The following is a 17,326-nucleotide window of genomic DNA, read 5'->3' on the forward strand; positions in this document are numbered from 1 at the left end:
TGCAAAGTGTACCGAACACTTCGCATCCTGTTTTCCATTTACACAATATTATTAGGTGCATTTATGCAATTTAGAACTATCTCCAATACTGCAAAATTACTTGTTGCCGCTTCTATTCTTTCAATATCAGGTAACGGTCATGCTGCAGTAACTTCACAACAAAAAGCAGATGCTGAAAACCTTCTTCAGAAACTCATTCCTTACCGAACAGCTAAAGGATATGGGCAAGTTTCGTCAATGACTGATGTCTTAGTAAATAAACTAGTTGAAGCTGGCTTTACAGACAAAGATATTGTTCGCGTTCCCGTAGACATAGATGGCGAGTCTGTTAATGGGTTAATTGTCCGATACGCAGGGAAATCTAACAGCAGTTTAAAGCCAGTCGCTTTTTTAGCGCACATGGATGTAGTAGATGCGTTAACGGAGAATTGGGAAACAGATCCATACACTCCTAAAACAATAGACGGTTACCTTTATGGCCGCGGAACACAAGACAATAAATTTGGTGTCGCATTATTAGTTTCTACTTTTGCCAATTTGAAAGCCGCAGGTTACCAACCAGAGCGTGATCTTGTCTTAGCATTCGCTGGAGATGAAGAAACGGGCATGCTAACAACCCGTAAAATACTTGAACATCCTTTTGTCAAAGACGCTGAGTATGCACTGAATTCTGACGCTGGTGGCGGCACAATGACTCGTGAAGGAAGAGCAGTTGCTTTTTCAATGCAAGCCGCAGAAAAAACATTTGCGACGTTTATCGTTTCTACTAAAAATTCTGGAGGACACAGTTCGGTCCCTCGACCTGAAAATGCGATTTACGACCTTTCTCGCGCACTTTTAAAAGTAGAAGCTTTGGAATTCCCTGTTAAATTTAATGAAATTACCAGGTCTATGGCTCTATCAGTCGCAGAGCGAGAAGGAGGAGATGTATCAAATGCATTGAAAACTTTGTTAAATGATCCGGAAAATAAAGAGGCAGTTGCGGTAATGGAGCAATACCCTCAATTCTCAAATATGATGTGGACGACTTGTGTCGCTACTATGCTTAAAGCAGGCCATGCAGAAAACGCCCTCCCTCAGGATGCAAAAGCGACGGTAAATTGTCGCATCCTGCCAGACACGGGTGGTGTTGAACATGTACGAAATGAACTATCTAAAGCAATTGGTAATGAAAACGTTTTGATTGAACAACAAGGCCAATCTGTAGAAAGTCCAGCGTCTCCAATTCGAACAGATATTACCGCTATTTTGCAAGCCGGCGTAGCCATCAATTATCCCAACATTACGTTACAACCAACCATGTCATCTGGTGGCACTGAAGGCCGTGAATACCGACGTGCCGGCATCCCCACCTACGGTGCAGGTAGCCTAGCACTAGTGCGTCCTGATGACAGCCGAGCACATGGGACTAACGAACGGATCCCAATTAAATCATTCCTCAAAGAAATGGATTATTGGGACTATGTTGTTCGACGTGTGGGGGGAGAAAAAAGCGAATGAAAGCCTTTAATAGAAGAGATTTTCTAAAGGCTAGTGGCGTCATTACACTGGCGTCAAGTTCGGCTACCGTATTGGCTAGCAATTCGGAGCCAAGTTTGCGTATTTCAGCATCTAAACTTGCTAACTTACAATCAATTACCACTGGAGTAAAAAAGATCACCTCTGCCGAGAGAAAAGCTCGTAGAGATAAGCTTCGTCTTGGAATGAAAAAACAAGGCCATGCAGCGGTATTAATCGAAGCTGGTTCAACCTTGGAATACTTTACCGGTGTTAAATGGTGGATTAGTGAACGTATTACGGCCGCTGTAATTCCTGCTGATGGTAATTTAATGTTTATTACACCAGCGTTCGAAGAAAGCCGCCTAAGAGAGTTACTGGATATGCCAGCTGATATTCTGACTTGGGAAGAAGATGAGGACCCTTTTCAACTTATCGCTTCTTGGTTTAAAAGTCAGAAAATCTCAGAGCTGACGTTAGGTCTCGATGAATCGGTCAGACATTTCGTAGCACATCAATTAGCAACAATGTCTCCAAAATTATCAATTACATCAGCGCGTATAGAAGTAAACGATTGCCGTATGATCAAGTCGTCAGCAGAGATAGCGCTGATGCAAAAAGCTAGCGATGTCACTATGCAAGCTTATCGAACGGTTCATCCGCTAATAGAGAAAGGGATGGGAAGAGAAGACGTTATAAGTCTAATGTATAGCGCTCAATCTAAGCTCGGAGGTGATAACCCAGCAGGAGGAGCTCAAATTGGTAAAGGTAGTGCGTTGCCGCATGGCTCGAAGGAACCAGAGTATATCAATAGCGGTTCAGTAATATTGATGGATTTTAGCTGTTCTGTAGGCGGTTATCGTTCAGACATATCTCGTACATTCGTCTTCGGTGATGCAACTCCTGATCAGGTAAAACTGTGGAATCATGTTCACAAAGGGCAACAGATTGCATTCACAGCCGCTCAGGTTGGAACACCTGCCGGCGAGGTAGATATAGCCGTACGAAAATATTACCAGAAAGTGGGTTACGGGCCCGATTATCGACTACCTGGTTTGTCTCATCGCACCGGCCACGGAATAGGCTTGGACATTCATGAACCCATTAATTTTGTTCGCAATGAGAAGACTCCTCTAGCGCCCGGAATGTGTTTATCTAACGAGCCTGGGTTATATGTGCCCGGGAGTTATGGGGTCCGTTTAGAAGACTGTCTTTATATAACAAGCGATGGGCCCAAATGGTTCTCTCACCCTCCCTCTTCTATTGAACAGCCGATTGGCTGATTAAATACCCGAGAAAAAAATGAATATTAAAAAATATAAGCAGAACGCAGTAGTACTCATAGCTGTTATGTTTTACTTAGGTACATTTGTTAATACAGCTAATTCTGCTCCAAATAAGTTAGTTAAAAGTATACCCGTTTTTGCTCCTACCATGCCTGGATTACCTAGTTTGCAACAGCGGGCGACGATACAAAATAAATGGCTTAAGCAGCGTTTAGATCTCCTTATACCAGATTTAATGCGAGAAGCTGGTGTAGACATGTGGCTTATTATCGCCAGGGAATATAACGAAGATCCTGTATTAGAGACTATGTTGCCCTCCACTTGGATGTCAGCGAGAAGACGAATGGTTCTTATATTTCACGATCAAGGTAAAAACAAGGGAGTCGAACGTCTAGCGGTTGCTCGTTATCCGGTAGGAGATCTATTCCCATCAGCTTGGGATCCTGATGCTCAGCCTGATCAATGGGCGCGAGTTGCTGAGATAATAAAGGAAAAAAATCCGTCAAGCATAGCGGTTAACATCTCGGATACTTTCCCGTTGGCAGATGGATTATCAGTTAGTCAATATCGACAATTAAAAAACGCATTAGGCGAAAGCCTTGAAGAGCGTTTAGTTTCGAACGATTCACTGGCTATAGGCTGGTTGGAAACGCGTATTCCAGCAGAAATGGCAACGTATCAAACTATTATGCGAGTCGCACACCGTATTGTTGAACGGGGGCTTTCAGAGGAAGTAATCACACCCGGAGTGACGACGACAGACGACGTTGTATGGTGGTATCGCGAAACGCTTGCGCAACTAAAAGTGTCCCCTTGGTGCCAACCGAGCGTCAGTGTGCAGCGTGCTGGCATGTCCACCTTCGATATTGAAAAGATGGTGTTAGAGAATGGAAATATCATTCTCCCTGGAGATTTAGTCCATGTAGATTTTTGTATGAGCTACATGGGTTTAAAAACGGACACTCAACAGATGGCGTATGTTCGCCGACCTAATGAAATGTCTGCACCTAAGGGATTACGAGAAGGACTCTATGCGGCAAATAAAGTACAGGATGCGCTGACCGATAATTTTAAAGCAGGTCTTAGCGGAAATGAAATTCTGTTTGCTGCTCGAAAAGAAGCAATTAATAGCGGATTAACTCCGACAATTTACACTCATCCTATAGGTTATCACGGCCACGGTGCAGGACCCTCAATAGGTTCATGGGAACAACAAAATGGTTCAAAAGGAACAGGCGATTATCGCATGCGCGCTAATACAGCTTATTCCATTGAATTGAACGCCATTGAGGCTGTCCCTGAGTGGAATGATCAAAAAGTGCGATTTATGTTGGAGGTAGACGGCTATTTCACAGGTAATAGCTTTTATTACATTGATGGTAGACAAACGGAATTACTCTTAATTCCAAGATAAATGGCTAGCAGAAAGTTAACTAATAACAAATAAAAATCTTAAATAAAGGGAACTGATGACATGCGTAATATTTTAATATTTATTCTTATTTTGACATGCTTACCAACTTCTGCGGCAGAAGTCTTAGGTATGAAAGAAAGAGCTGAAGTGATAGACAATATTTTAAAGCAGCGGTTTGAGGAAGTATTACCAAACCTAATGCGCCGAACAAACATCGATATGTGGGTAATTATGTCCCGAGAATACAATGAAGATCCTGTTATCAAAACGATGCTGCCATCAACGTGGATTTCTGCCAGAAGACATACAATGCTAGTGATATTTAATCCTGGTGAAGGTAAGCCCCTTGAGAAACTAGCCGTAGCACGATACGCAGTAGGTGATTCCTTCAAAAAAGCATGGGATAAAGACGCGCAACCAAATCAATGGACAGCATTAGCTAAAGTGATCGAAGAGCGAGCGCCTAAACGAATAGGTATAAATGTATCGGAGGCTTTCGCTTTATCTGACGGCATGAGTAGTACTGAGAACGATAAATTTTTAGCTGCACTGTCTGACAAATTTCGTTCAAGAGTCGTTTCTGCTGAGAAACTTGCAATAGGATGGTTAGAAACACGTAGCAATCTAGAAATGACGTACTACCCGACGCTAGCTAAAATAGGGCACAAATTGATTTCAACCGCTTTTTCAAACGAAGTTGTGACTCCTGGTGAGACAACAACAGACGATGTAGTTTGGTGGTTCAGAGATCAGAGTAAAGCACTTGGCGTTGAAAATTGGTTTCATCCTACCGTTTCCATTCAACGTGCAGATAACGAAAAATTCGACCAAATTAAAGCTTTTAGCAAACGCCCAGGTGAGAACATAATTCAACCTGGCGACTTACTACATGTTGATTTTGGCATAACGTATCTGCGTTTAAACACCGATCAGCAGCAACATGCTTATGTACTTAAGCCTGGAGAAGTAGAGGCACCCGTTGGACTCGTTAAAGCCTTGGCTACCAGTAACCGGTTACAAGACATTCTGACAGGAAACTTCAAGCAAGGCCGCAGCGGAAATGAAATTTTAAGGTTGTCCAGAGAGCAGGCAATTAAAGAAGGTATAAAACCGTCAATATACACTCACCCATTGGGTTTTCACGGTCACGCTGCCGGCCCGACCATCGGCATGTGGGATGCTCAGGAAGGTTTACCGGTTAAAGGGGATTATCCAATGTACGCAAATACTGCCTATTCCATCGAATTAAATTCTGCTAGCTATATTCCGGAGTGGGATAAGGAAATTCGTATCATGCTAGAAGAAGATGCATTTTTTAACGGTGACAACGTAAGTTACATCGATGATCGACAAAAAGAGTTCTATTTAATTTCTTCTAATTAAGTGGAATAGATAGGCGCTATTCCTAACAGTCAGGCATTTGGAAGTATTACGGTCTTTGCTGAAAATTCAGTAATGCTTTCAAAATTAGACCCTTAATAAATTGTATCCCCTGTTAAACCTTGCAAAAAAGAGAAAACACCATGAAATTTACGTCTTCGTATTTATCTGTTGTCTTGTTCACAACTGGAATTTACGCTACCCACGTTCATGCAGATGAATTGAGTCCTAATATTATTGAGAAAAATTTAGTTGAATTGACTATCCCGGGAGTATCACCCTGGTCAGATATACGCAAAAAGCGAGTTGCCGAGCTACTCCCTACAGCAATGGACATAACTAAAATAAGTCATTGGCTAATTGTTTGTCGTGAAAATGATAACGATCCGTTAGCAATACATGTAGGTTGTGAAAACGCCGGAGGAACTGCTGTAGTGTTATTCAGTCGGACTAAATCTGGCGTATTTACTCGAGCGTTTTCCCCTGTAAGTGAATCCACCTCACTTAAGGAATTAAATACCTTTGATGAAGTTATCGATGTTGGGAAAACAGATAGTGCCATATATGCTGCTGCTCAATGGTTAAAAGCGCAAAACGTCCAAGACGAAATTGCGGTAAATAGTTTTAGTGAAAACCCTCAATCTGATGGCTTAAGCCATTCACAGTACATTTCAGTCATAAACGCGCTAAAAGGTACTGACATCCAATTAGTTTCAGCTGAACCATTAATAAATTATTGGCTAGCCCGAAAGCTACCTGAAGAGGTAGCAATAATGAAAAAAGCTGCATCAGTTACTTCAAGTTGGGAATATGAAGCATACCAGAGCGTAGTACCAGGGGTTACAACGGATAAAGACATTGCATCATTTCTGAAACAAAAGATCGCTGATGCTGGTGTACAAGATGGATGGTCACCCGACCAGAACCCTGCAGTAAACTCTGGCCCGGACCGTGGACATTCTCATCCTACAAACCGAGTTATTCAAGCTGGAGATATCATTCAAATAGATTTTGGGATTAGAGTATTTGATCAATGGGTAACAGATATACAGCGCTTCGCTTACGTATTAAGAAAAAATGAAAACGCCGCTCCTAAAGATATGCAACATGCATGGGATAGCGCCTTAGCAGGTAGTCAAGCTGCCTTTGCAGCGATGAAACCGGGCGTAACCGGCAGAAGTGTTCACAAAGCTCAGCAAGTTGTGATGGAAGCGTCCGGTTCACTCCCTGTCATGTGGAGTACAGGCCATCCTGTAGGATATGTAGCACATGACACAGGCCCAAATCTTGGTATTCGAGCGACATCCAATCAAAAACTTGATATAGGAATGACATTTGCCTATGACGGTTTTTATAGCTGGTTTTATCCCGGTAGCAACAAACAAAAGACCAAAACAATTTCAGTTGAGGAAATGGTTGTAATTACCAAGGATGGCGCTGAGTTCTTAACACCTCCACAGCAATCGTTGATACTGATCCCAAGCAAGACTAATTCACATTAACGATTCGCCTTTTCTGTTTGCCCAGTTTCGCTGGGCAAACCCGTCAAGGTGAAAGAAACCTGAATTTTCCTGATTGATAGGTACGCTTGCTGAACGGCTAGACAAGGATGTTTGGTTTAGTGGAATATCATTCCGATCGAGCTAACACAACTCGGTTGTTCCAATATACTCGACCGATCAGTTTCACTTCATAAAAAGTCATAAATTTTTTTCATTTTTCTACAGACACAAAAAAACCGACTTGAAGTCGGTTTGTGTATCTCTTTGGTAGACAACAAAGAGATGATACCAGTGGGCGGGCTCGATGGGACCGACCTTCGGCCGACACGCTTGCGTGGCGACTTCATGAATTTTAGATACAAAAAAACCAACTAAAAAGTTGGTTTAAATGTTTGGTACCAGTGGGCGGACTCGAACCGCCACGCTTATTCAGCAACGGATTTTGAATCCGTCATGTCTACCAATTCCATCACACTGGCAAAGGTGCTTTCAGGTTGCGTGCAACCTTTAAGAGCGCCGCATTATAGCGACTTACTGTCTGCACGCAAGTGATTTTTCTACCTTGAGCGTTTAAATGCTCAACTTATCACCAGCTAGGCTGTTTTGTTTATCGCCACTACCCTTAGTGACTCCATTTATGCGAAACTAAGCTCATGGTCTTCGTGGCTTTTGTACACGATATTTTTCATTTTATATGTAACGAGAACGCTCTTTTGACTACTGAACATTACCACCGTGCAGGTTTTTTTCGCCGCCTAGCTGCGATTATTTACGATATTTTAGTCGCCGTTGCCGTCGGCATGTGTGCCGCTATGTTGATGTTGATTACGATGTTGCTATTAGTAGAAAATGGCGTACTAAATAATCACGGCTACGAGCACTTTAGCGACCTGATACAGCACGCGCCAATTTATCAATATATTTTACAGGTATGGGTTGGGGCTTGGGTTATGGCGTTCTTCTTGTGGTTTTGGCGTAATGGAGGGCAAACCATTGGTATGCGAGCTTGGCGACTGCGCATTGCCAGTACAAATGACCAACCCATTACCTATACTCGTGCTTTTGTGCGCATGGTGTCGTCACTATTTGGCTTAGGGACACTATTGGTACTACTAGATGTTAAACATAAACAGTCGTTGCAAGACCGCATCGCCAGTACAGAGGTAATTTGCTTAAGCAAAGAAGCTAATCACCACCGCACTTGGCGTAATTTGAACTAGACGTTGTGGTCGAGCGGTAGTGTACGTCTTTATCGGCGCAGTAAATGCACTGAAATACCAGCGAATATAATGCTGGGCAAAATAGCGCCGATAAAAGGTGGGATGTGATACACCGTACTCAGCGAGCCAAACACTTCATTACTGACAAAAAAGCCGAAACCCGTTAATACGCCCATGATGACTCGCGCCCCCATGGTGACACTACGAAGGGGACCAAAGATAAATGACAACGCCATAAGCAGCATCACGGCAACAGATACCGGTTGTAGTACCTTTCGCCACAAGGCTAAACGGTAGCGTTCTGAGTTTTGGCTATTGTTGTCCAAATAATTGACATAACCCACTAACCCCCGTATTGATAAGGCTTCCGGTTTGACCGTCACTACACCTAATTTATCAGGCGTAAGGGAAGACGCCCATGCACCGTCAGCGGCATCTTCAACTTGAATACTGTCATCTGAAAAGTGTGTGGATTGCACATGACTTAAACGCCATGACTTGTCTTTATAGCGCGCACTTTCTGCCTTAGTGATTTTGCGCAGATACAAATCACCATCAAACTCATATATGTTCACATCTCGTAGGTTATTTTTATCGACCACGTCACCGATACTGACAAAGTTGTCGCCATCTTTGGCCCATACGAGGCGATCTGACGAAAACAAGCTGCCCCCTGATATCGCTTGAGTACGAATTTCCTTAGCTTTAGCTTCGGTTACCGGTGCCACCCACTCGCCTATAACCATCACGAATAAAACCATTAATACAGCGGACTTCATGGCAGAAATAATGATATTCCAGCGACTTTGTCCTGCAGATTGCATGACCACTAGCTCGCTGTTACTGGCTAAAACCCCCATACCAATTAGGCCACCGATCAAGGTTGCCATAGGGAAAAACTGTTCTAATTCTCGAGGTAAACTCAAAAATACATAAACAGCTGCGACCGTCATGTCGTAACTGCCTTTACCAACGCTTTTCATTTGTTCGATAAATTTAATTAAAGCGCTTAAGCCAACTAACACGCCTAGACTCACTGCCGTGGTGCCTAATAACGTACGAGCGATATACCAATCGAGGATTTTAATCATGACTTTTTACCTCGTAGTCGGGCTCTTAATCGCACCCCAAAAGGACGCCCTTTGAAAATAAGTGCCATGCCTATTAAGCCGATAACAAAATGCACCCACCACAAGCCTAGAATGGGCGGAACCTTTCCATCTTCTAACACTTTGCGCCCAGCGAGCAGTAACAAGAAATACCCTAGATACAGCATTAACGCTGGAAACATTTTACCGAAACGCCCTTGACGAGGGTCAGCAGCACTTAGGGGCACCGCTATAATCACTAAGAAAAATAGCGAAAGTGGGATAGCAAAGCGCCACTGCAACTCAGCTATTGCATCAATAGAGGGGTCGTCGAACAATTGCATGGTTGTATAGGCAGATAACTTTCTGCGCTTTTGTTCCGCTTCCTGCTCTGCAATTTGAATCTGATACTCACCGAATTCCACCACGCGGTAGTCTCGTTCACCTAGGGTGCCTTCGTATTGAATACCATCACCAAGTACTAGCGTTTCTGAACCATCAGCGGCTTCACGTAAACCGCCTTTTTTGGCGTAAACCAAATGCACATTCTGGCTACCGGTCGTGGTATCGTGCTGGGCCATAAAGACCCGTTTTAACGGCTCACTGTCGTTGCCAATTTCATGCACAAAAATCACAGCTTTTTCATTGGCTGTTTGTTGAAAACGTCCCGGGATCAAAGTTGTCAAACCGGTATCGGCCCCCGCTTGTTCCTCGAGTTGGTATTCGCGCTCAACTGACATGGGCGCAATCCAAAGGGTCATAGCGCCGGTAATTAGGGCCATCACCACGGCTAACACTAGCATCACCCGTGTCACGTACCATTCACTGATCCCACAGGCCCGCATTACAGTCATTTCACTGTCTACGTACAATCGCCCATGGGCTAACATGATCCCTAAAAACAAACTTAAGGGCAAAATAAGGGAGGCCAAAACAGGCATGCTTAAGGCTAAAAAGCCCAGCACTAAACTGGCAGGAATATCGCCATTGGACGCTTCTGAGAGCACCCTAACAAATTTATTGGTAATAAAAATGGCCATCAAAACCAGAAAAACGGCGGTTTGGGATTTGACGGTTTCTTTGACTAAATAACGAAATATCAGCACGCAATGTCCAACACAAAAGTGGTAATTTTAGTGGCAAGCTACAAAATTTTCAGTAAACTTAACGTTTTCACATGTTTCATTTGCAATGTGTGCCATTTTAAAGCGCTTGCCGACACGTAATTTACAGATTATGTCTGGCTTGGGCGCTTCTTGCAATTGGAATGGAACACCGTAACAAAGATAACGCCGTAACACTCAGCAAGATTACATAATAACAAAATAAAATAGCGCAGTGTTACAACCAGTATGTAATGACAGATTAACAGTTTCGTGACGAGGATGCCCCGTGGAATTTAGTGTAAAAAGTGGAAGCCCAGAAAAACAACGCAGCGCCTGTATCGTAGTAGGCGTATTTGAACCACGTCGTTTAACCTCAGTGGCTGAGCAATTAGACGAAATAAGTGGTGGCTACCTAAGCAACCTGCTTCGCCGTGGTGATTTAGAAGGCAAGCCTGGACAGATGCTTTTGCTACATCATGTGCCTAATGTGCTCAGCGAACGAGTATTATTAGTTGGTTGTGGTAAAGAGCGTGAACTAGACGAGCGTCAGTACAAGCAAATTATCTCTAAGACCATTAAAACCCTGAATGAAACTGGTTCAATGGAAGCGGTCTGTTTCTTATCTGAACTACATGTGAAAGGTCGTGATACATACTGGCGTGTGCGCCAGGCAGTTGAAGCCACTCAAGACTCGTTATACACATTTTTACAATTGAAAACCAAGAAAGGCGAACCACGTAGACCCTTGCGCAAAATGGTATTCAATGTTCCAACCCGTCGTGAACTGGCCATAGGCGAGCGCGCTCTAGAGCACGGCCTAGCAGTATCATTAGGCAGCAAGACCACACGTGACGTGGCCAATATGCCACCTAACATATGTAATCCTATTTATTTGTTTGATCAAGCCAAAGCACTTGAAACACAATATCCTAACCTTCATGTTGATTCTGTTAATGAAAAACAAATGGAACAACTGGGTATGCACTCATACCTAGCAGTAGGCCGCGGCTCAGTAAATGAATCGATTATGACCATAATGGAACATAAAGGCGGACCTGCAGATCAAGCACCGATTGTATTAGTCGGTAAGGGGTTAACCTTCGACTCAGGTGGTATTTCAATTAAACCAGGCGAAGCCATGGACGAAATGAAATATGATATGGGCGGCGCAGCAGGCGTATTAGGCGCGATGCATACAATCAGCGCATTAAACTTGCCATTAAACGTGGTGGGTATACTTGCCGGATGTGAAAACATGCCTGACGCAAATGCGTATCGTCCAGGCGACATATTAACCACCATGTCAGGTCAAACCGTTGAAGTGCTTAACACAGATGCCGAAGGCCGCTTGGTGTTATGTGACGCACTCACTTACGTAGAGCGTTTCGATCCAGAATTAGTCATCGATGTCGCCACCCTAACGGGGGCTTGTGTTATCGCCCTTGGCCGTCACGCTACTGGCGTTTTCAGTAACCACAACCCTTTGGCCCATGAACTGGTCAATGCATCAGAACAAAGCGGTGACAAAGCTTGGCGCATGCCGTTATGGGATGAATACCAAGATCAGCTTGAAAGCCCATTTGCCGATATGACCAATTTAGGTGGTCGCCCCGCTGGTGCTATTACTGCGGCGTGTTTCTTGTCACGCTTCACCCGCAAATACAATTGGGCTCATATGGATATCGCAGGCACCGCGTGGGTTGGTGGTAAAGATAAAGGCTCTACTGGCCGTCCCGTGCCAATGTTATCTCAGTTCTTAATGAATCGAGCTGGCATTGAGTCGGAAGATTAGTCTGCAAAGAGAATTGAAAACCTGATGTCAAAGGTCACGTTTTACCTGCTTGAACAAGAAGCAGAAATAAGCAGCAAACAGCCAGCGCACTTCGCGCTGGCTTGTCAATTAGCGGCCCAGTGTTTTAGCAACAAACAACGCTGTGTGGTGATGTGCCAAAGCCAGGCTCAGGCTGAAGAGTTTGACGAATTACTTTGGCAATTACCCAATGATCGTTTCGTGCCGCATAATTTAACTGGCGAGGGCCCGCCAGCGGGCACTCCGGTGGAAATCTGCTGGCAGCGCCCCACTCAGTTTAACAAGCCGGTGCTTATTAACCTAGCGGATGATATGCCTGACTTTCATAGCAAATTTGGCCGCATATTCGACTTCGTACCTGCTGCTGACACACTTAAACAGCAAGCTCGGGAACGCTATAAGCATTACCGCGCCGCCGGCCATCAATTAGATACATTACCCAGTAAAGCGTTACTCGACTCGCTCGCTGGTAATTAGTCATCGCAATAACGAGACCAAATACAATGGATAAAACATTTAGCCCACAAAATATTGAACAGCAATGTTACCAGTCGTGGGAAGATAAAGGCTATTTTAAAGCCAGCGGCAAAGGCCAACCTTATTGCATCTTGTTGCCTCCCCCAAACGTGACAGGTAGCCTGCATATGGGCCATGGTTTCCAACAAACCATTATGGATACCCTGACTCGATATCACCGCATGAAAGGCGACAATACATTATGGCAGTGTGGTACTGACCATGCTGGCATCGCGACTCAAATGGTAGTTGAACGCCAATTAAACGCCCAAGGTAAGACTCGTCATGACTTAGGTCGTGAGGCATTCGTCGACAAAATTTGGGACTGGAAGAAAGAATCCGGGGGTAATATTACCCAACAAATGCGTCGCCTAGGCACTTCGCCAGATTGGGATCGTGAAGTATTCACCATGGACGACGACCTATCTGAAGCGGTAAACGAAGTATTTGTGCGTTTGCATGAAGAAGGATTAATTTACCGTGGTAAACGTTTGGTTAACTGGGACCCCGTGTTACACACCGCCGTATCCGATCTAGAAGTACTTAGCGAAGAAGAAAACGGTTTCATGTGGCATATGCGCTATCCGTTAGCAGATGGCAGCGGTGAGCTCATTGTGGCCACCACACGCCCTGAAACTATGTTGGGGGACACCGCCGTTGCCGTGCACCCAGATGATGAACGTTATCAAAGCTTTATCGGAAAATCGATTAAGTTGCCCATTACTGGTCGCTTAATTCCCATCATTGCTGATGATTACGTCGAACAAGACTTTGGTACTGGCTGTGTGAAAATCACGCCGGCGCATGACTTCAACGATTACGATATGGGTAAACGTCATAATCTTGAGGTCATTAACATTCTTACCGACGACGCTAAAATTAATGAAGTAGCGCCTGAAAAATATCGCGGTCTGGATCGTTTCGACGCACGTAAGCAAATAGTAGCCGACCTAGATGCCACTGGTGTACTGGTTAAAATCGAAGATCATAAATTAAAAGTGCCACGTGGTGATCGCTCAGGGTCTGTTATCGAACCATACCTAACAGATCAGTGGTACGTAGCAGTCAAAGAGCTCGCTCAACCTGCCATTGATGCAGTGAAAAGTGGCGAAATAAAATTTGTGCCTGAAAATTGGGATAAAACCTATTACCAATGGATGAACAACATTCAAGACTGGTGTATTTCTCGTCAGCTTTGGTGGGGACACCGCATTCCGGCTTGGTATGACGACAACGGCAAAATATACGTAGGTCGCACTGAAGCCGAAGTTCGAGAGAAGAACGCGCTCGATGCTAGCGTAAACTTACGTCAAGACGAAGATGTACTCGATACTTGGTTTTCTTCAGCACTTTGGCCATTTGCGACTATGGGCTGGCCGAAGAAAACACCTGAACTAGATACCTTTGTGCCCAGTGCAGTGTTGGTAACCGGCTTCGATATCATTTTTTTCTGGGTCGCCAGAATGATAATGATGACTAAAAAGTTCACCGGACAAATTCCCTTTAAAGAGATTTACATCACAGGCCTTATTCGCGACGAGCAAGGCGATAAGATGTCTAAGTCAAAAGGTAATGTTATCGACCCAATCGATTTGATTGATGGTATTAGCATTGACGACTTAGTTGCCAAGCGTACCTCAGGTATGATGCAGCCCAAACTCGCAGCAAAAATTGAAAAGAACACGCGTAAAAGCTATCCAGAAGGATTCGCTGCATATGGTACCGATGCGTTACGTTTTACCTTTGCTGCGATGGCGTCCACTAGTCGAGACATTAGCTTCGACGTGAAGCGTGTTGAAGGCTACCGCAATTTCTGTAATAAATTATGGAATGCATCGCGTTTTGTATTGATGAATGCTGAAGATCAAGACACCGGCGCAAATGGCGGCGACATGGACCTTAGCCTAGCGGATAAATGGATTTTGGCGCGCTTCCAGCAAACCTTGAAAGACTTTGAAGACGCGTTAACGGCCTATCGTTTTGATATCGCAGCTAATCTTATTTACGAGTTCACTTGGAACCAATTCTGTGACTGGTATTTAGAATTGTCTAAGCCGGTACTGAATTCAGAAATCAGCACCGAGGCACAAAAACGCGGCACTCGGCACACGTTAGTGAACGTGCTTGAAAGCATTCTTCGTTTAGCGCATCCCATTATGCCCTTTATCACTGAAGAAATTTGGCAACGTGTGGCACCTTTATGCGGCATCAATGCAGATAGCATAATGACGCAACCCTTCCCTGAGCAAGACGCATCATTGCGTGACCAAGACACGCTTGCTGAAATGGAATGGATAAAAAGTGTGATCGTGGGTATTCGTAATATCCGCGGTGAAATGGACATATCACCAAATAAGCCATTAAGCATATTATTGCGTAACGCTAGCGCACAAGATTGGCAACGTCTGCAAACTAGTCGCGAATTCTTAGGGGCATTAGCCAAGTTAGAAAGCGTTGAGTTGCTACAGGCCGAAGAGGAAGCACCGGCCAGCGCCACAGCGTTAGTAGGGGAAATGGAAATTTTAATTCCCATGGCTGGCTTAATTGATAAGGATGCAGAACTTGCTCGCATCAATAAAGCATTAGCTAAAATTGAAGCTGACTTCGGGCGTACGCAAGGTAAACTGGGTAACGAGAAATTTGTTAGCAACGCACCAGCTGCGGTCATTGATAAAGAGAAAGCTAAACTTGATGACTTCAGTATGCAAATAAAAAAGTTAAAAGAACAAAAGCAAACAATCGAAAATTTGTAATCGACTGTGGAATGACTGCGTTTAGCTAAATCAATAACGCAGTCGTTTTATCCTCACCTATGTTGTCGACTTAAACCGTTTTTCTCTTGAGAGAAAGCGAAAAAGTAAGCCCCAAAAATGCCAATATTAGATTAAAATCTGATTATGGATTATTGCTAATCTATGGTATTTGTACTTGGGATTTCAAATGGTTATATATTCATAAACAGTGAGGGAGATGGCAAATCAACAGGATACGTTTATTACTGTTATGTACTATGGTGTTCATTAACATCATCAAACCAGTGTCAGCCGCTGTACCTGCAAATCAACACGTTTCGATTATATATGCCTCCGATATGCCCGTCATCGACTTACCAAAGGTGGGCGGCTATCCTGAACTCGCTAGTGCATTACATGCGTACCGTAACCAAGAAAATACCAGTACATTTTTTCTGTTTGGCGGGGATAGCCTCGCCCCGAGCCCGCTTTCATCACTTGACCGTGGCACGCATATTATAGATATACTCAACAGCTTAGAGCCCGATGCGATGGCGGTAAGTAAACGAGAATTTAGTTACTTTGAAGATGAATTATCTCTGCGATCATATGAAGCTGCCTTTCCCATTGTTGCCAGTAATGTCTATGATAAACGCAGTGAAGCCAACGTAGATGGTTTGCTAGATACCACTATTGTTGAGCAACGAGGAGTGAAAATAGGCGTTATCTCAGTTTTAGAGAATAGCGCCATTAGCGATTACTTACTTAAGCATGTGGTGATAAGGGACCCCCAAGCCGCTATTGAAGAATCTGCACAATTATTGCGGCAACAGAACGCCGATATTGTGGTACTGATGTACTCGGATTATTTCCCCTTTATTGACCAATTATTAGATAACAAAATAGTCGATTTAACGTTAACCACAAGCCCCGAGTTGACAAAATTATCAGACGAAATAATGCCTACACACTCTCACGCTGTGGTGCTTAGTAAGCTCAACCATTTGGCTGAAGTAACCATTGATTTTAATAACAAACTTGCTGCTGCGCCATCGATTACTTGGAACGACAAAGAACTGTCTAGCTTCCCCACGGATCCAATCGTCGAAGGTCAGGTCAAAGGCTATATTTCTCGCTTAAATCGTTTGTTAAATCGGCCTATCGCGACTGTTACTGAAGATTTTCAAACATTACGAAGCAGCGTGCGCACACAAGAGAATGCCTTTGCTAATGCGATAGCGGACACATTACGAAAATTCGCTAATGCTGATATCGCATTGATTAATGGCGGCAATATTCGTGGTAATCGCTCTTATGTTAAGGGGCAACGACTCACCCGACGCGATATTGCCGAAGAATTACCTTTTAGAAGCAAAGTAACGGTATTAAATATTAGCGGTCAGCAACTCAAACAAGCTCTTGAAAATGGCATTAGTGCTGTTAAACAAGTGCGTGGTCGCTTTCCGCATTTTTCGGGTATGAAAGTTACGTATGACTTAACAAAAGCGAGCGGTGAACGAATCACGTCCATTAAAATTGCTAATAAACCTATTCAGCCCTCCAAGATATACAAGTTTGCCACTACAGATTATTTAGCTGATGGGGGGGATGGTTATACCGTATTAGAAGAATGTCCTAAAATTTCTTTGGGCTATCTAGATCCACCCATGATTGCAGATATATTCATTGATAGTATTCAAGAGCGGAACACTTTAGGCCCCTCGTTGGACGCACGATTAGTCAATATTAATGAATCAAGATAGCCACTTGCCATC

At 43.8% G+C, this 17,326-nt stretch carries 12 protein-coding genes and 1 tRNA gene; 10 read left to right on the top strand and 3 right to left on the bottom strand.

Annotated features, from left to right (window positions below):
• Nucleotides 1-63 precede the first annotated feature (63 nt).
• From GQR89_RS17350 to GQR89_RS17370, 5 genes are all read left to right on the top strand, one after another.
• Nucleotides 64-1,500 carry a M20/M25/M40 family metallo-hydrolase gene (locus GQR89_RS17350; protein WP_158771212.1) on the top strand — a complete coding sequence of 479 codons (1,437 nt, stop codon included), beginning with the start codon at nucleotides 64-66 and terminating at the stop codon, nucleotides 1,498-1,500.
• Nucleotides 1,497-2,780, top strand: a complete 1,284-nt coding sequence (locus tag GQR89_RS17355) for a Xaa-Pro peptidase family protein (RefSeq protein WP_158771213.1) — start codon at nucleotides 1,497-1,499, stop codon at nucleotides 2,778-2,780. Before GQR89_RS17350 ends, GQR89_RS17355 begins: the two co-directional genes overlap by 4 nt.
• Before the next feature lie 19 nt (nucleotides 2,781-2,799).
• Nucleotides 2,800-4,197 carry a M24 family metallopeptidase gene (locus GQR89_RS17360; protein WP_158771214.1) on the top strand — a complete coding sequence of 466 codons (1,398 nt, stop codon included), beginning with the start codon at nucleotides 2,800-2,802 and terminating at the stop codon, nucleotides 4,195-4,197.
• A 60-nt stretch (nucleotides 4,198-4,257) separates the two neighbouring features.
• Nucleotides 4,258-5,580 carry a M24 family metallopeptidase gene (locus tag GQR89_RS17365; protein WP_158771215.1) on the top strand — a complete coding sequence of 441 codons (1,323 nt, stop codon included), beginning with the start codon at nucleotides 4,258-4,260 and terminating at the stop codon, nucleotides 5,578-5,580.
• Between the two features lie 140 nt (nucleotides 5,581-5,720).
• Complete coding sequence (locus GQR89_RS17370) at nucleotides 5,721-7,079, top strand: Xaa-Pro peptidase family protein (protein WP_158771216.1); 1,359 nt, start codon at nucleotides 5,721-5,723, stop codon at nucleotides 7,077-7,079.
• A 393-nt stretch (nucleotides 7,080-7,472) separates the two neighbouring features.
• Here the strand turns inward: GQR89_RS17370 and GQR89_RS17375 are convergent.
• Nucleotides 7,473-7,558: transfer RNA gene (locus GQR89_RS17375), tRNA-Leu, on the bottom strand.
• 234 nt (nucleotides 7,559-7,792) lie between these two features.
• Between GQR89_RS17375 and GQR89_RS17380 the strand changes: the two genes are divergently transcribed.
• Nucleotides 7,793-8,299 (top strand): RDD family protein, encoded by a 507-nt coding sequence (locus GQR89_RS17380; RefSeq protein ID WP_158771217.1) that lies wholly within the window; start codon nucleotides 7,793-7,795, stop codon nucleotides 8,297-8,299.
• 29 nt (nucleotides 8,300-8,328) lie between these two features.
• Here the strand turns inward: GQR89_RS17380 and lptG are convergent, their stop codons facing one another.
• Nucleotides 8,329-9,390 (bottom strand): LPS export ABC transporter permease LptG, encoded by a 1,062-nt coding sequence (lptG, locus tag GQR89_RS17385; protein ID WP_158771218.1) that lies wholly within the window; start codon nucleotides 9,388-9,390, stop codon nucleotides 8,329-8,331.
• Complete coding sequence (lptF, locus tag GQR89_RS17390) at nucleotides 9,387-10,493, bottom strand: LPS export ABC transporter permease LptF (protein WP_158771219.1); 1,107 nt, start codon at nucleotides 10,491-10,493, stop codon at nucleotides 9,387-9,389. The genes lptG and lptF overlap by 4 nt, the downstream gene beginning before the upstream one ends.
• Before the next feature lie 286 nt (nucleotides 10,494-10,779).
• Between lptF and pepA the strand changes: the two genes are divergently transcribed.
• From pepA to GQR89_RS17410, 4 genes are all read left to right on the top strand, one after another.
• On the top strand, nucleotides 10,780-12,285 hold the full coding sequence (gene pepA / locus GQR89_RS17395; RefSeq protein ID WP_158771220.1) for a leucyl aminopeptidase: 1,506 nt from the start codon (nucleotides 10,780-10,782) through the stop codon (nucleotides 12,283-12,285).
• Between the two features lie 24 nt (nucleotides 12,286-12,309).
• Nucleotides 12,310-12,780: a DNA polymerase III subunit chi gene (locus GQR89_RS17400; RefSeq protein ID WP_158771221.1), complete on the top strand. Its 471-nt coding sequence runs from the start codon at nucleotides 12,310-12,312 to the stop codon at nucleotides 12,778-12,780.
• A 26-nt stretch (nucleotides 12,781-12,806) separates the two neighbouring features.
• The gene (locus GQR89_RS17405; protein ID WP_158771222.1) at nucleotides 12,807-15,572 is read left to right on the top strand and encodes a valine--tRNA ligase; all 2,766 of its coding nucleotides are present in this window, start codon (nucleotides 12,807-12,809) and stop codon (nucleotides 15,570-15,572) included.
• Between the two features lie 257 nt (nucleotides 15,573-15,829).
• Entirely contained in the window at nucleotides 15,830-17,314 is a 1,485-nt protein-coding gene (locus tag GQR89_RS17410; RefSeq protein ID WP_199271337.1) for a bifunctional UDP-sugar hydrolase/5'-nucleotidase, read from the top strand.
• The last annotated feature ends 12 nt before the right edge of the window (nucleotides 17,315-17,326 follow it).

The sequence above is a fragment of the Paraglaciecola sp. L1A13 genome (assembly GCF_009796745.1).
In the GTDB taxonomy this organism is placed as follows: Bacteria; Pseudomonadota; Gammaproteobacteria; order Enterobacterales; family Alteromonadaceae; genus Paraglaciecola.

Coding starts and splice junctions, on each gene's coding strand:
- GQR89_RS17350 (WP_158771212.1), top strand. CDS start 64: ATGCAATTTAGAACTATCTCCAATACTGCAAAATTACTTGTTGCCGCT.
- GQR89_RS17355 (WP_158771213.1), top strand. CDS start 1,497: ATGAAAGCCTTTAATAGAAGAGATTTTCTAAAGGCTAGTGGCGTCATT.
- GQR89_RS17360 (WP_158771214.1), top strand. CDS start 2,800: ATGAATATTAAAAAATATAAGCAGAACGCAGTAGTACTCATAGCTGTT.
- GQR89_RS17365 (WP_158771215.1), top strand. CDS start 4,258: ATGCGTAATATTTTAATATTTATTCTTATTTTGACATGCTTACCAACT.
- GQR89_RS17370 (WP_158771216.1), top strand. CDS start 5,721: ATGAAATTTACGTCTTCGTATTTATCTGTTGTCTTGTTCACAACTGGA.
- lptG (WP_158771218.1), bottom strand. CDS start 9,390: ATGATTAAAATCCTCGATTGGTATATCGCTCGTACGTTATTAGGCACC.
- GQR89_RS17400 (WP_158771221.1), top strand. CDS start 12,310: ATGTCAAAGGTCACGTTTTACCTGCTTGAACAAGAAGCAGAAATAAGC.
- GQR89_RS17405 (WP_158771222.1), top strand. CDS start 12,807: ATGGATAAAACATTTAGCCCACAAAATATTGAACAGCAATGTTACCAG.
- GQR89_RS17410 (WP_199271337.1), top strand. CDS start 15,830: ATGGTGTTCATTAACATCATCAAACCAGTGTCAGCCGCTGTACCTGCA.